15 protein-coding genes are annotated in these 13,465 nt (G+C 71.5%); 9 read left to right on the forward strand and 6 right to left on the reverse strand.

Annotated elements, in window-relative coordinates:
• The first annotated feature begins 1 nt into the window (after position 1).
• On the forward strand, positions 2–664 hold the full coding sequence (locus M4I32_RS06270) for a siderophore-interacting protein (RefSeq protein ID WP_319033620.1): 663 nt from the start codon (positions 2–4) through the stop codon (positions 662–664).
• Between the two features lie 10 nt (positions 665–674).
• Entirely contained in the window at positions 675–1,850 is a 1,176-nt protein-coding gene (locus tag M4I32_RS06275; RefSeq protein ID WP_319033621.1) for an alcohol dehydrogenase catalytic domain-containing protein, read from the forward strand.
• Between the two features lie 44 nt (positions 1,851–1,894).
• Here the strand turns inward: M4I32_RS06275 and M4I32_RS15205 are convergent, their stop codons facing one another.
• The 3 genes from M4I32_RS15205 to M4I32_RS06285 all read right to left on the reverse strand — a co-directional run bounded on the left by M4I32_RS15205 (position 1,895) and on the right by M4I32_RS06285 (position 4,826).
• A complete protein-coding gene (locus tag M4I32_RS15205; RefSeq protein WP_413466793.1) occupies positions 1,895–1,981 on the reverse strand; it encodes a hypothetical protein in 87 nt (28 codons plus the stop codon).
• 26 nt (positions 1,982–2,007) lie between these two features.
• Positions 2,008–3,291 (reverse strand): HNH endonuclease signature motif containing protein, encoded by a 1,284-nt coding sequence (locus tag M4I32_RS06280; protein ID WP_319033622.1) that lies wholly within the window; start codon positions 3,289–3,291, stop codon positions 2,008–2,010.
• A 221-nt stretch (positions 3,292–3,512) separates the two neighbouring features.
• Positions 3,513–4,826, reverse strand: coding sequence for a condensation domain-containing protein (locus M4I32_RS06285; RefSeq protein WP_319033623.1), 1,314 nt, complete (start codon positions 4,824–4,826; stop codon positions 3,513–3,515).
• Between the two features lie 53 nt (positions 4,827–4,879).
• On the opposite strand from M4I32_RS06285, the gene M4I32_RS06290 reads away from it, so the two are divergent.
• Positions 4,880–5,659, forward strand: a complete 780-nt coding sequence (locus M4I32_RS06290; RefSeq protein WP_319033624.1) for an alpha/beta hydrolase — start codon at positions 4,880–4,882, stop codon at positions 5,657–5,659.
• A 124-nt stretch (positions 5,660–5,783) separates the two neighbouring features.
• Positions 5,784–7,169, forward strand: a complete 1,386-nt coding sequence (locus tag M4I32_RS06295) for a glycine--tRNA ligase (protein ID WP_319033760.1) — start codon at positions 5,784–5,786, stop codon at positions 7,167–7,169.
• A 37-nt stretch (positions 7,170–7,206) separates the two neighbouring features.
• Here M4I32_RS06295 and M4I32_RS06300 read toward each other — a convergent pair whose 3' ends face one another.
• The 3 genes from M4I32_RS06300 to M4I32_RS06310 all read right to left on the reverse strand — a co-directional run bounded on the left by M4I32_RS06300 (position 7,207) and on the right by M4I32_RS06310 (position 9,618).
• Positions 7,207–7,632, reverse strand: a complete 426-nt coding sequence (locus M4I32_RS06300) for a DUF1801 domain-containing protein (RefSeq protein WP_319033625.1) — start codon at positions 7,630–7,632, stop codon at positions 7,207–7,209.
• Positions 7,629–8,207, reverse strand: a complete 579-nt coding sequence (locus tag M4I32_RS06305; RefSeq protein WP_319033626.1) for an HhH-GPD-type base excision DNA repair protein — start codon at positions 8,205–8,207, stop codon at positions 7,629–7,631. Before M4I32_RS06305 ends, M4I32_RS06300 begins: the two co-directional genes overlap by 4 nt.
• A gap of 61 nt (positions 8,208–8,268) precedes the next feature.
• A complete protein-coding gene (locus M4I32_RS06310; protein WP_319033627.1) occupies positions 8,269–9,618 on the reverse strand; it encodes a glutamyl-tRNA reductase in 1,350 nt (449 codons plus the stop codon).
• Positions 9,619–9,680: 62 nt separating this feature from the next.
• On the opposite strand from M4I32_RS06310, the gene hemE reads away from it, so the two are divergent.
• The 5 genes from hemE to M4I32_RS06335 all read left to right on the forward strand — a co-directional run bounded on the left by hemE (position 9,681) and on the right by M4I32_RS06335 (position 13,446).
• Complete coding sequence (gene hemE, locus M4I32_RS06315) at positions 9,681–10,721, forward strand: uroporphyrinogen decarboxylase (RefSeq protein WP_319033628.1); 1,041 nt, start codon at positions 9,681–9,683, stop codon at positions 10,719–10,721.
• Entirely contained in the window at positions 10,718–12,217 is a 1,500-nt protein-coding gene (locus M4I32_RS06320) for a protoporphyrinogen/coproporphyrinogen oxidase (RefSeq protein WP_319033629.1), read from the forward strand. The genes hemE and M4I32_RS06320 overlap by 4 nt, the downstream gene beginning before the upstream one ends.
• 101 nt (positions 12,218–12,318) lie before the next feature.
• Positions 12,319–12,738, forward strand: a complete 420-nt coding sequence (locus M4I32_RS06325) for a hypothetical protein (RefSeq protein WP_319033630.1) — start codon at positions 12,319–12,321, stop codon at positions 12,736–12,738.
• Positions 12,739–12,740: 2 nt separating this feature from the next.
• Positions 12,741–13,151: a phage holin family protein gene (locus tag M4I32_RS06330; RefSeq protein WP_319033631.1), complete on the forward strand. Its 411-nt coding sequence runs from the start codon at positions 12,741–12,743 to the stop codon at positions 13,149–13,151.
• A complete protein-coding gene (locus M4I32_RS06335; RefSeq protein ID WP_319033632.1) occupies positions 13,141–13,446 on the forward strand; it encodes a hypothetical protein in 306 nt (101 codons plus the stop codon). Before M4I32_RS06330 ends, M4I32_RS06335 begins: the two co-directional genes overlap by 11 nt.
• The last annotated feature ends 19 nt before the right edge of the window (positions 13,447–13,465 follow it).

A 13,465-nucleotide genomic window follows, 5' to 3' on the forward strand; every position in this document is an offset into this window, starting at 1 on the left:
TGTGCGCCGCACCTACACCGTGCGCTCGGTCGATCGCGACGCGCGCACGCTCGCGATCGACTTCGTCGTGCACGGCGACGAGGGCGTCGCCGGCCCATGGGCCGGCGCGGCATCCGCGGGGGATCGCCTGACCTTCTCGGGTCCAGGCGGGCAGTACGCACCGTCGGATGAGGACGTCGAGTACCTCTTCGTCGGTGACGAGTCCGCCCTCCCCGCGATCGCGGCGGCACTCGAGGCGCTGCCCGAGGCGGCGTACGGGCGCGCGCTGATCGAGGTGGGCGGCCCGGACGGCCAGATCCCCGTGACCGCGCCGGCCGGGGTCGAGGTGACGTGGCTGCATCGGGTCGGCGGCGACGGCGCAGCGGCCGCCGACTACGGGGTGCCGCTCGTCGAGGCGGTCGCCGCCCTGCCCCGGCCGACGGGTCCGGTGGATGTCTTCGCGCACGGGGAGCGCGAGGCGATGAAGAAGCTGCGCGGCATCTTCCACGAGGAGTGGGGCATGGAACGACGAGCGCTCTCCCTGTCGGCCTACTGGGCAAGGGGCGGTCCGAGGATCGCTTTCAGGAGGAGAAGCGGGAGCCGGTCGGCCAGATCTTCGACGCGTGAGGTGACGTCGACGGGCGCCGGTGTCAAGGGGGTCGTGGCCGTCCCCCGCGCGACGTAGTTTTCCCCGCATGAAGGCACTCACGTGGCAAGGAAAGCGCTCGCTCGCCGTCGAGGAGGTCCCCGACCCCGTCATCGAGCAGCCGACGGACGCGATCATCAAGATCACCTCGACCGCCATCTGCGGATCGGATCTGCATCTCTACGAGGTGTTCGGTCCGTTCCTCGACGCCGGCGACATCCTCGGCCACGAGCCGATGGGCGTCGTCGTCGAGGTGGGCTCGGGCGTCACGGAGCTGTCGGTCGGCGACCGCGTCGTGATCCCCTTCACCATCTCGTGCGGCACCTGCTTCATGTGCCGCAACGGTCTGCAGTCGCAGTGCGAGACGACGCAGGTGCGCGAGTATGGCAGCGGCGCGTCGCTGTTCGGCTACACGAAGCTGTACGGTCAGGTGCCCGGCGGCCAGGCCGAGTACCTGCGGGTGCCGCTCGCCGACTACAACCACATCCGCGTCGGTTCGGAACTGCCCGACGACCGCTACCTGTTCCTCAGCGACATCCTGCCCACAGCGTGGCAGGGCGTCGAGTACGCGAACGTGCCCGAGGGCGGCACGCTCGCCGTGATGGGGCTCGGGCCGGTCGGGCAGTTCGCCGCGCGGGTCGGCGTGCATCGTGGCTACCGCGTGCTGGCCGTCGAGCCGCAGGCGGAGCGCCGCGCGATGGCGGAGCGTCACGGCGTGACGACGTACGACCTGACCGACACCGTCGTCGACGAGCTCCGGGACCTCACGGACGGGCGCGGCCCCGACGGCGTCGTCGATGCCGTCGGGTTGGAGGCCCACGGCAACCCCGGCGTCAAGCTCGCACAGGACGCCATCGGCCTTCTGCCCGATGCGATCGCGCAGAAGTTCATGGACAAGGCCGGGATCGACCGACTCGCCTCGCTACACGCCTCGATCGACTTGGTGCGCCGCGGCGGCACCGTCTCGCTGAGCGGCGTCTACGCCGGCGAGGCCGACATCCTGCCGATGAAGACGATGTTCGACAAGCAGATCTCGCTGCGGATGGGGCAGTGCAACGTCAAGCGGTGGACCGACGAGCTGCTCCCCCTGGTAGAGGACCCGACCGATCCGTTCGGCGTGATGGATCTCGTGACCCACCACGCCCCGCTGGCCGACGCCCCGCAGCTGTACGAGACGTTCCAGAAGAAGGAGGACGGCTGCATCAAGGTCGTGCTGCAGCCGTAGACGAGTAAGTCCGGGTTCAGTGGTCGTCGGTGATCGCCAACGGACTACCGGCGCAGGACACGAGGCCTCCGAGCGATGGAGCACATGCGGGAGGCGCTCAGAACGGCGCCGCTCAATACGGCGCCGCTCAATACGGCGCCACTCAGTACGGCGCCACTCAGAACGGCGGCGGCTCCGCCGGGTCACTGAAGCGCACCATCGATGGAGGTGTGTCGATGTAGATCAGCCCGCCCGGCGACGTCCATTCGAGGACGCCGTGGTCGTGTTGTTTCACTTTCCAGGGTGTTTCGCCTTTGACGGTGTGGTGTCGTCGGCAGAGCGCCGCCAGATTCCGCACTTCGGTTCTGCCGCCTGACGCGTAGTCGTGGGTGTGGTCGTAGTCGCACCGGTGGACGGGTTGTCGGCAGCCGGGGAACCGGCAGTGCTGGTCCCGCACCCGCAGGTGCCGTTTCATGTCTGCGGAGGGTGTGTATCGGTCGACGGCGAGGATCCCGCCGCTGATCGGGTCGGTCAGCACCCGCTCCCACCCGGGGGCGCGGCCGGCGAGTTCGCGGGCGGTGTCGATGTCGACCGGCGCCCGCCCCACCAGCTCGGCGGGTTCGTCGGTGATCCCGGCCAGCGCGGTCGCCGAGACCGTGACGTTGACGACCGCGGTGATGGATCCGAGCCCGCCATAGCCGTCGGCGAGTCCTTCCCCGGTGTCAATATCCGGAGTGGAGGTGAGGAGGGTGTCGGCGGCGATGTCCGCGCGGATCTGATCCACGGTCCGCGGATCGTCTGGGTCGGCGTTCTTGATCTCTTTCGCCTGTTCGGTGAGGCGGTCCTGGATGCCGCGGACAAGGGTGATCGGTTGCACGATCAGGATCCCTCCCATCCCGTCCTCCAGGTCCTGCACCGACGTGCCCCGCGTCGCCCGCGCCTCCTGGTGCCGCTCGGTCAACGACCGCGGTTGCAGGTCCTCCGACAACCGCCCGAGCGCAGCCCGCAACCGCCCGGGCGTCGTCACCGCCGCGCGCTCCAAAGCCTCCCGTTCGAACATGGCCCGTGCGGCCCCGTCCTGGATCGGCATGCCGTGGTCGACGATCGCCGTCACATGCCCCCGCGCCACAGTGCCCTGCTCCCACGCGTCCAGCGTGGTGGGGAAGTGCCGGGCGATCATCGCCGCCTCGTCCATCCGCCGCTGCACGGTCCGGTCGGGCTCCCGCGCCGCCGCCCCCAGCTCCGCCGCCAACGCCCGCACCGGCAACTCCGCCTCCCGCGCCGCCGCAGCGCGCAGCGCCGCCACCCGTTCCTCGGCGAGGGTCTCGGCCTCGGCCAGCACCCGCGCCACCCCGGCCTGCGCCGCCGCTTCGGCCCGACACGCGGCCGCATACCGCTCCGCAAGGTCCCGCGCGGCGAGATCCGTCTCGGCCTCGAAACCTGCCCCGACTTTCGTATTCATGTTCGAACTCTACGGGTGGCCTCGGACATTGAACCCCGGAAAGACGGCGTTCTCTGGCGACCCGTCAAAACTTCTTCATGAAACTTCTCTCATCTGCCGTCGCGAGCCGGCTCACCGACCTGCCCCGCCCTCGATACCCGCCGAACCCCTCCGCTGGCGGCGCGGGATCGCCAACGCCGGCGGTGCTGTCGAGGATGCCCTCCGCACTGACAACCTCGTGATCAATACGGCGTAGCCGCAGTTGTAGCCTCCCGCAGACCATGCTCAACCGCATCAAGCCAGGCCCTCACGTTTCGCCTGGCCTCGGCGGTGTCGGGGTAGCGGCAGCGCAGGTGCAGGCCGTCCTCGCCGATGATGAACCAGATCATCACGCCATCGGTGCGGATGACGGCCGAGACGTATTGGATGCCGCGTGCGGACGGCGCGGCGGGCAGCCTGCGCGTATCGAGCCACGAGATGGCGAACATGCCGGGAGTGGCCGGCATCCCTCCCCAGGGCTCGAGCAGGGGTGCGAGGGGGTAGGAGCCGAGCGTCAGCGCCTCTTTGATCGCGGCGGCGCAGGCCCGCGGTGCAGGGTCGGCGCACTCGATGACGGAGTTGGTGATGTACCACCCGACGGAGTCGTGCCAGCGCGGTTCATGCCGGCTGTGCACGGGGAACACCGCACGCAACGGGGCGCCGGCCAGCTCGCGCGTGACCGTCGCGAGCACCGACATTGCGTACGCGCTGACCCGGGTGTCGTGCTGCGCCGCGCGCTGCTCGAGGGCGCGGGTCTGCGCCGCGTCGAGCACGTCGCGCACCTCGACGATCTCGTCGTGCGCGGTGGCCACGTCGCCGAGTGGCAGGGGGAAGGTGGGCATCCGGCCGCCTTCGGCCTCGAGGATGGCGGCCCAGCGCGCGTGCACCTCGCCGGGAGCCGGCGGCATCCGGTCGAGGTGTGCCGTGTGCTCCGAGAACGGGGCGACCTCGGGTGCCGCGGGCTCGGTGTCGCCCTCGATAGCGGCGATGCGCTCGAGCAGGTCGCGTGCCAGTAGAAGAAGCGACCACATGTCGACGTGTGCGTGGTCCGAGCCGATGACCACGGCGGGCGCCTCGCCCGATCCCTCGGCGGGCTGCACGATGCACAGGGCGTGCGACGGTCGCTCGAAGGGGGCGCAGAGGCGATCCAGCACGGCGCGGAGCGCATCGCGTGTCGACGCTCCGTCGGGCACGGGATGCTCGACCCACTGGCCCTCGCCGAGTTCGATCTCGTGCAGGGCGAGCACCCCGCCGAGCGTGCGCGAGAAGGCGGTGCGAAGCGTGCCGTGCCGCGCGATCATCTGCGCCCAGGCCCGGGCGAGCACCGGGGGCGACACATCACCCGGTGGATGGAACGCGATCGCCATCCACGAGCCCGGCCGATCACCCTCGCCGACGTGGCGGCGCTGGTCGAACGACAGTGGCAGGGCGCGCCCGACCTGCCCCGACGGCCGGGGCGAATAGCTCCACAGCCGGCCCGGCGGCAGAGACATCTGTGCGACGTTGGTCAAGCGCATCGCGCGTAGTCTAGAGGCCCGATATCACCCGCTTGTGACGACCCGGAGGCGCCGTGCCCACACTCGAGGTAGCGGATGCCGCCATCGACTACGACGTCACCGGCGAGCGCGGCCCCCTCGTCGTGCAGCTGCACGGGCTCACCTCCAGCCGCGCCCGCGACGCCCAGCTCGGGCTCGACCTCGGGCGGGCGCTGCGTGACCACCGCGTGCTGCGCTACGACGCCCGGGGGCACGGCGGTTCGACCGGGCCCCGGCATCCGCCCGCCTATCGCTGGGAACGGCTCGCGGATGACCTGCTGGCCCTGCTCGATCACGTCGCGCCCGGCGAACGCGTGCACGGCGTCGGCCCCTCGATGGGCACGGGAACCCTGCTGCACGCCGCCGTGCGCGATCCCGCGCGCTTCGCGAGCCTGACGCTCGTCGTTCCCCCGACGGCCTGGCAGACGCGCCGGTCGCAGGCCGAGACGTACCTGAACGGCGCCGATGTCGTTGAGCGGGAGGGGATCGGAGCGTTCGTCGAACTCGGCAGCACGGCCCCCGTGCCGCCCGCGCTCGCGCACGCCCCCGCGACGCGTCCGACTGTGGCGGACCACCTGCTTCCGATGGTGCTGCGCGGTGCGGCGGCGACCGACTTTCCCGAGCGCGAGGCGATCACGGCGATCGACGCGCCCACGCTGATCCTCGCCTGGACGGGTGATCGCACCCATCCGATCAGCACCGCGAAGCACCTGCACGAGCTGATGGCGGGCAGCCGGCTCGAGATCGCCCGCACCCCCTACGGCGTGATGGCGTGGCCGGGGCTCTTCGCCGAGCACGTGACGATGTCGTCCTGACGTCGCGCCACGGCGCCCCGTGTGGGGCGCCGAGAGGGGCGCCGGTAGGATGGGGCGGATGCCGCGGCCGCAGCCGCCTGCGCGATTCGCGCCCCCTCCCTCCGACACCTCACCTGGAGCCACCGTGGCCGAACAGTCCCGTCTCGACAAAGTGATCGCCCTCGCCCGCCACCGCGGGTTCGTCTTCCAAGCGGGCGAGATCTACGGCGGGTCGCGCTCCGCGTGGGACTACGGTCCGCTCGGCACCGAGCTCAAGGAGAACGTCCGCCGCGAGTGGTGGAAGACGTTCGTCCGCTCGCGCGGCGACATGGTCGGGCTCGACTCCTCGATCATCCTCCCCAAGCGTGTCTGGGAAGCGTCCGGCCACGTCGCGACGTTCACCGATCCCCTCGTTGAGTGCCTCAGCTGCCACAAGCGCTTTCGCGCCGACAACCTCATCGAGGATTTCGAGGCGCGCAAGGGCCGCCCCGCCGAGAACGGCCTCGCCGATGTGCCGTGCCCCAACTGCGGCAACCGTGGCGAGTACACCGAGCCGAAGGCGTTCTCGGGCCTGATGAAGACCTACCTCGGCGTCGTCGATGACGAGTCGGGCGTGCACTACCTGCGGCCCGAGACCGCACAGGGCATCTTCGTCAACTTCACGAATGTGCTCACGGCCGCCCGGCGCAAGCCCCCCTTCGGCGTCGGTCAGGTCGGCAAGGCGTTCCGCAACGAGATCACGCCCGGCAACTTCATCTTCCGCACCCGCGAGTTCGAGCAGATGGAGATCGAGTTCTTCACCCCGCCCGACGAGGCGGGCGCGTGGTTCGAGCACTGGGTCGAGGCCTGCTGGGACTGGTTCGTCGAGCTCGGCGTCGACCCCGCGCACATGCGCCGCATCGACGTTCCGGAGGAGGAGCGCGCGCACTACTCGGCCGGCACGATCGACGTCGAGTACCGCTTCGGCTTCCCGGGCAAGGAGTGGGGTGAGCTGATGGGCATCGCGAACCGCACCGACTACGACCTCAAGAGCCACTCCGAGGCCTCCGGTCAGAGCCTGTCGTTCTTCGATCAGGCGTCGGGCGAGCGGTACACGCCCTACGTCATCGAGCCGTCGTTCGGGCTCACCCGCGCCATGATGGCGTTCCTCGTGGACGCCTACCGCGAGGAGGAGGTGCCGAACGCCAAGGGCGGCACGGACACCCGCACGGTGCTCGCGCTCGACCCGCGTCTGGCGCCGGTCAAGGTCGCCGTCCTGCCCCTCTCTCGCAACGAGCGGCTCTCGCCCCTCGCCCGCGAGGTGGCCGAGAGCCTGCGCGGCGACGCGAACATCGATTTCGACGACGCGGGCGCGATCGGGCGCCGGTATCGCCGACAGGACGAGATCGGCACCCCGTTCTGCGTCACGATCGACTTCGACTCGCTCGATGACCGGGCCGTCACGGTGCGCGAGCGCGACACGATGGCCCAGGAGCGGGTCGCCATCGATGCGCTCCCCGGGTATCTGTCCGACCGCCTGCGGGGCGCCTGACCGGTTGTGCTCGACGCGGGCAGGCCGCGTTCGCGCGTCAGCCGGTGACCGTCAGGTGCGCGTATTCGCCCCCGCCGTCGGTGACGTAGCGGAACGAGCGAGCCAGGATGCCGCGCAGCACGTCGAGGTCGACTGCCGACACGTCCTGCAGGTAGAGGCAGCCGACGCCGGTCTTGTGCGGGCCGAGCGCGTCGAGCACCTCGCGGTGAGCGTCGATGCCGTCGAGCAGGTAGATCGTCGACGCCTGCTTTCGGGGCGCGAAGCCGATGATCGGAGAATCGCCCTCGTTGCCCGTCGGGTAGCGGTAGTGGCACCGGCCGAAGCCGATGATCGAGCCCCAGAGCTCGGGCTCGTGGCCGCTGACCTCGCGCATCAGGTCCACGAGCGCGACGGCGTCACGACGCCGCGCCGCCGACCCCGCCTTGGCGATCAGCGCCCCGACATCGCCACCGGTCGGCTTCATCGGGCCTCCCCTCGAGCCGCGGCGTTCTTCATCGCCTTCTTGTAGCTGCGCACCCGCACGAGCGACTCCGGTCCGGTGATGTCGGCGACGCTGCGGTAGGCGCCCTCGTCGCCGTATGGGGCGGATGCCTCGCGCCACCCCTCGCCCTGATAGCCGTACTGCTTGCCGAGCAGAGCCAGGAAGATCTTCGCCTTCTGCTCACCGAACCCGGGGAGCGCCTTCAGGCGCTGCAGCGTCTCGCGCCCGTCGGGATCGCCGATGGTCCAGATGTTCTCGGCGCGCCCCTCCCAGTCGTCCCTGATGCATACGCACAGCGACTGCACCCGCGCCGCCATCGAGCCGGGGAAGCGGTGGATCGACGGCGTCTGCTTGAACGCCTCCGTCAACTGCTCAGGATCGAGCGCGGCGATCGTCGACGCGTCGAGGTCGCCCACGCGCGCACGCATCTTGTGGGGGCCCGCGAACGCCGTCTCCATCGGAACCTGCTGGTCGAGCAGCATCCCGATGATCAGCGCCAGCGGTTCCGCGGTGAGCAGCTCGTCCGCGGCGGCGTCGCCGGTGATATGGAGGGTCATGACCCCAGTGTCGCACTGAGAGGCGCCGAGCACACGGATCGCGCGTGCGCGACCGGGAAGCTCACGCGCTGGCGGCGTCGCGTCCTTCGGCGTCGCCGCGCTCCTGCGGCATCGCCGGGGTGATGCCGAACAGAGCGTCGAGAGCGGCGACATAGTCGGCAGCGCGGCCCTGTGTCGCGAGCTCCTGGGCGCGTACGGTCGGCGTGTGCACGAGCCGGCCGACGAGATGCCGCAGAGCCTGCTCGGTGCGGCCGTCGTCGTCGCGCAGGCGCTCGATCTCGCTCTCGAGAATGCCGAAGACGTGTGCGCGCAGTGCGACGACCGCGGGGGTGAGGTTCTGCCGCTCACCGACCTGCGCGAAGCGCGCCGCAGCGTCGCGAACGATCTCGCGTGCGGCGTCGGTGGCCTGCAGCTCGTCGAGCGGGGCGTGCAGGCGGATCGTCTCGAGGTCGAGCAGATCGACACCGGCGACAGTCGCGACATCGGGGTCGACGTTGCGCGGCAGGCCCAGGTCGACCACGAGAGTCCTGCCGCCGCCATACGCCCCCGGCATCGCCGGGCATGCCGACGCGGCTTCGGCGGCGGCCGGCATCTCCTCCGCCAGCGCCCCGCGCCCCTCGGTCAGGACCCGGGCGTCGAGCACGTGATGATCCGCGCTCGTGCAGGTGATGACCAGGTCGGCCGCGGCCGCGGTGCGGGCAAAGCCGGCGGCATCCGTCCACGCGAGGCCGTGCTTGGTCGCGAAGCGGTGACCGCGGCCGGACGGGGAGTGCACGGTGATGTGGTCGGCGCCGCGGTCGCGCAATGCCGCGAGGGTCGCGGCAGCGTAGGCGCCGGTGCCGACCAGAAGCACCTGCAGGTCCGACCAGTCGGTGACGCGGCTGTCGGCCAGGTCGAGCGCCAGGCGCACGAGCGATCGCCCGGCGCGGCTGAGTGCGGTGGCGTTCTTGACGCCGCGCTGGGCCTCGCTGGCGCGCTGGAACAGCCGCTCGAGTTCGGGGGAGGACGTGCCGTGGCGGCGTGCCTCGCCGAGCGCGCGCCGCACCTGACCGGCGATCTCTCCCTCGCCGACGACGACGGACTCGAGCCCGGATGCCACCGAGAACAGGTGCTCGGCCACGGGTGGACCGGTGACGACGCGGTAGGACCCCTCGAACTCGTGGGCATCGACGCCCGTCGCGGCTTCGATGGCGAGCAGGGCGGCCTCGACGCCGACGGCTTCGACCGCCGTGACGGGGTCGTCCATGTCGAGGTAGGCCTCGAAGCGGTTGCAGGTCGCCAGAACGACGGCTCCGCGCACGCACGCGTCGTGCTCCGCAATCAGGGGAGCGATGTCCGACGTGTGCACGCTGAGCCGTTCCAGCAGATCGAAGTCGGCGGTCTTGTGACTCGCCGTGACGCACAGCAACACGCACTCAATAGTACCGGCTCCGCGGCTGCCCGCGGCCCGGACCGGGATGGGAGGATGGGCAGATGCCAACCGATGACGCGCCCCTGCTGCGGGCACTGTCCGGCGACCGACCCGAACGTGCTCCCGTGTGGTTCATGCGGCAGGCGGGGCGCTCGCTGCCCGAGTACCGCGAGCTGAGGGTCGGCACCCGCATGCTCGACGCCTGCCTGAACCCCCAGCTGGCGGCCGAGATCACGCTTCAGCCAGTGCGGCGGCACGGAGTCGACGCGGCGATCTTCTTCAGCGACATCGTCGTTCCCCTGCGTCTGGCGGGCGTCGCGGTCGAGATCGAACCCGGTCGCGGGCCGGTGTTCGCCGAGCCCGTCCGCTCCGTCGCGCAGATCGACGCGCTCACCGCGATAGATCCCGCCATGGTCGCCGCGGCGGCGCAGCCCGTCCGTGACGCGATCGCCCTCATCACCGCCGAACTCGGCGACACCCCCCTGATCGGATTCGCGGGTGCGCCCTTCACCCTCGCGGCCTACCTGGTGGAGGGGGGGCCGTCGAAGGAACACCTGCGCGCCCGCGCCCTCATGCACGCCGAACCCGACGCCTGGAATCGCCTGGCGAACTGGCTCGCGCTGATCGCGGGTGAATTCCTGGGCGCGCAGGTGGATGCCGGCGCCTCGGCCGTCCAGCTGTTCGACTCGTGGGCCGGCTCGCTTTCGCCCGAGGACTACCGGCGCTTCGTGGCGCCCCACGCGCACACGGCGCTGGCCGCCGTGCGCGGCCGGGTCCCGCTGATCCATTTCGGGGTCGGCACGGGCGCGATCCTCGCCGACATGAGGCTCGACGGCCTCGTGGATGCCGTGGGCGTCGACTGGCGCACGCCGCTCGACGCCGCGGCCGAGGTGCTCGGGCCGGACGTGACCGTGCAGGGCAACATCGACCCGGCTCTGCTCCAGGCGCCGTGGCCGGTGCTCGAAGCCCACGTGCGCGATGTGCTGCGCCGCGGTCGGCACGCGCGGGCGCACGTGGTCAACCTCGGCCACGGCGTGCCGCCCGAGACCGACCCGGACGTGCTGACCCGCCTCGTGCGCCTGGTCCACGAGGAGCGCGGGTGAGCGCCGACGCTACCGCCGACCTGCTGCGGCGGGCGCACGACAGTCGCATCATCGTGATCGGCGGGGGGATCGCCGGGCTGGTCGCCGCGTGGGACTGCGCCAAGGTCGGTCTGCGGGTGAGCGTGCTCGAGGCGGCGGACGAGGCGGGCGGCGCGATCCGCACGCGCGTGGTGGCCGGTGTGCCGCTCGACGTCGGCGCCGAGAGCTACGCCACCCGGGGCGGGCACGTGCGCGCGCTGCTGTCGGAGCTCGGGCTCGACGGCGAGATCGTCAGGCCGCGGGGCGGTCGGGCCTGGCTGGCCGGAGTGCCGCGCGTGGGAGCGGCTCCGCTGCCGGCCGGGGGGCTGCTCGGCATTCCCGAGAACCCCTTCGCCGATGACGTGCGCCGCGTCATCGGCTGGCGGGGGGCGTGGCGCGCATACGTCGACCGCCTGCGCCCGGTGCTGACGATCGGTCACCAGCACAGCCTGGGGACCCTCGTCTCGTCGCGGATGGGGGCGCGGGTGCTCGAGCGTCTCGTGGCGCCGGTCGTGCAGGGGGTGTACTCCGCCCGGCCGGAGGAGATCGATGTGGATGCCGCCGCGCCCGGGCTGAACGCGGCCCTCACGCGCGTCGGCACGCTGTCCGGCGCGGTCGTCGCGATGCGCGGCGACCGCGACCCGAAGCTCGCGCCCGGCGCAGCCGTCGAGGGGCTGCGCGGGGGCATGGGGCGCCTGGTCGACGCGCTGGTCGAGCGCATCCGCGAACTCGGCGGCGAGGTCGTCACCGGCGCACCGGTGCGGAGCATCGCGCGCGGCGAGGACGACTGGGTCGTGCGCCGCGAGGCGGATGACGCGGCCGAGCGCCGCGGCGATGCCGTGGCTACCCCGGCCGAGGCGCTCGAGGATGTGCGGGGCGACGCCGTGATCGTTGCGACCGGAGAGGAGGCGGCGCGCCGCCTCCTCTCGCCCCTGGTGCCCGCGCTCCCCACCGACGCCGGGGTGCATCCGGTCGTAGAGGTCGTCACCCTCGTGGTCGACGCGCCGGCCCTCGATGCCGCTCCCCGCGGGTCGGGGGTGCTGACGGTGCCGGGCAGTCACGTGGCCAAGGCGCTCACCCACGTCACGGCGAAGTGGCAGTGGGTCGCCGACGCGTTTGGGGAGAGTGGCCGGCATGTCGTGCGGGTCTCCTTCGGTGCCCAGGGCGAGGCGCCGGCGACGGCGGCGCTCTCAGATGACGACGCCTTCGACCTTGCGCGCGAGCAGGCCTCCGTGCTGCTCGGTGTGTCGCTGCCGGCCGATGCCGTGGTCGACGCCCATCGGGCGAGCTACGCCCAGAGCCAGCCGGCGTCCGCCATCGGTCTCGCGGAGTCGGCGGCTCGTGCACGCGCGAGCGTCGCGGACGCGGGGACCATGGCGGTCGTGGGAGCCTGGCTCGCGGGCACCGGCCTGGCGAACGTCGTGCCCGATGCGCTGGCCGGTGCCGAACGCATCCGCACCGAGGTCCTCTGGCGATGATGCACGCAAAAGTCAAGGGTGGATGCCGAGAAAGGCATACGGGTCTACGCTGGTGACCTGACCGAAAGCAATCCAACCGGCCACGAGCGGGAGGAGACCCCATGCGGGGCAAAGTAGGACTGGTGATCGGCCTGGCGGCGGGCTACGTGCTCGGAAGCCGTGCCGGACGAGAGCGGTACGAGCAGATCAAGGCGCAGACCGACAAGGTCTGGAATCTCGACGGCGTGCAGAAGCAGGTCGACAAGGCCAAGGACCTCGCAGCAGACGCGGCCAAGGCCGTGCCGGGTGCCCTGTGGGACGGCGCGAACAAGGTGACCCGCGCCGTCACGCAGAAGGGATCTGCGGGCGAGAAGCTCGACGCGGCCGTCGACGCCGGCAAGGAGTCGAGCGCCGAGGTCAAGAAGGCCGCCGCCAATGCGCGCAAGGACGCGGAGAAGGTCGCGGATGCCGCTGAGCAAGCCGCGGACGAGGCGGCGAAGGCCGCCGAAAAGGCGGAGCGGTCGTCGTCGGGCGAGAACTGACCATGGTCGGTCCCGGCAGGATGCGCGATCGCGCGGATGACAGCCTGCTCACCCTGATCGGCGACGTCCCCGAGCTCGTCCGCAACCTCGTGCTGGCGGAGGTCGCGCAGGCCAAGGCGTGGGTGGCGAGCACGGCCAAGGACTACGGCATCGGGGCAGGCTGGCTCGTCGGCGCCCTCATGGTGCTGTTCTGGTCGATCCCCGTGTTCGGCACCGCGGCGATCGCGGGACTCGCGGTCGCGTGGCCCGTCTGGCTGTCGGCCCTGGTGATCGGCGCCGCGATGATCCTGATCATCCTGGTGCTCGTGCTGCTCGGCCTGGCTCGGTTCAAGAAGGCGGCGGCGCGGGAGAACCCGCTGCAGGCCGCCAAGGAAGACGTCAGCATCGTCCGAGAGGCCCGCGATGAGTACTGATCCGACCCCCGCCCCCGACGCCGTTCTCGTGGCGCAGCCGCGCACGGTGGTCCCGCCCCTCGACGATCCAGTGGCGCGGGCACGTGCGGAGCTGAAGGCCGCGCTCGCCGCGATCGAAGAGAAGGCGAACGTGCCACGCCGCATCGCTTTCGCGACCGACCGGTTCACCGTCAAGGCCCGTGCGTTCGCGCGCCGGCAGCCGGTCCTGGCGATCGGCGCCGCCGTCGGCGCCGCAGCCGTCGCCGGCGTGGCCGTCTGGGGCGCGGTCTTCGTCTACACCGCTCCCCGTCGGTGAACGCCGCCGGGCCCGAGGT

The organism is Microbacterium sp. LRZ72, assembly GCF_033792225.1.
Classification (GTDB): domain Bacteria; phylum Actinomycetota; class Actinomycetes; order Actinomycetales; family Microbacteriaceae; genus Microbacterium.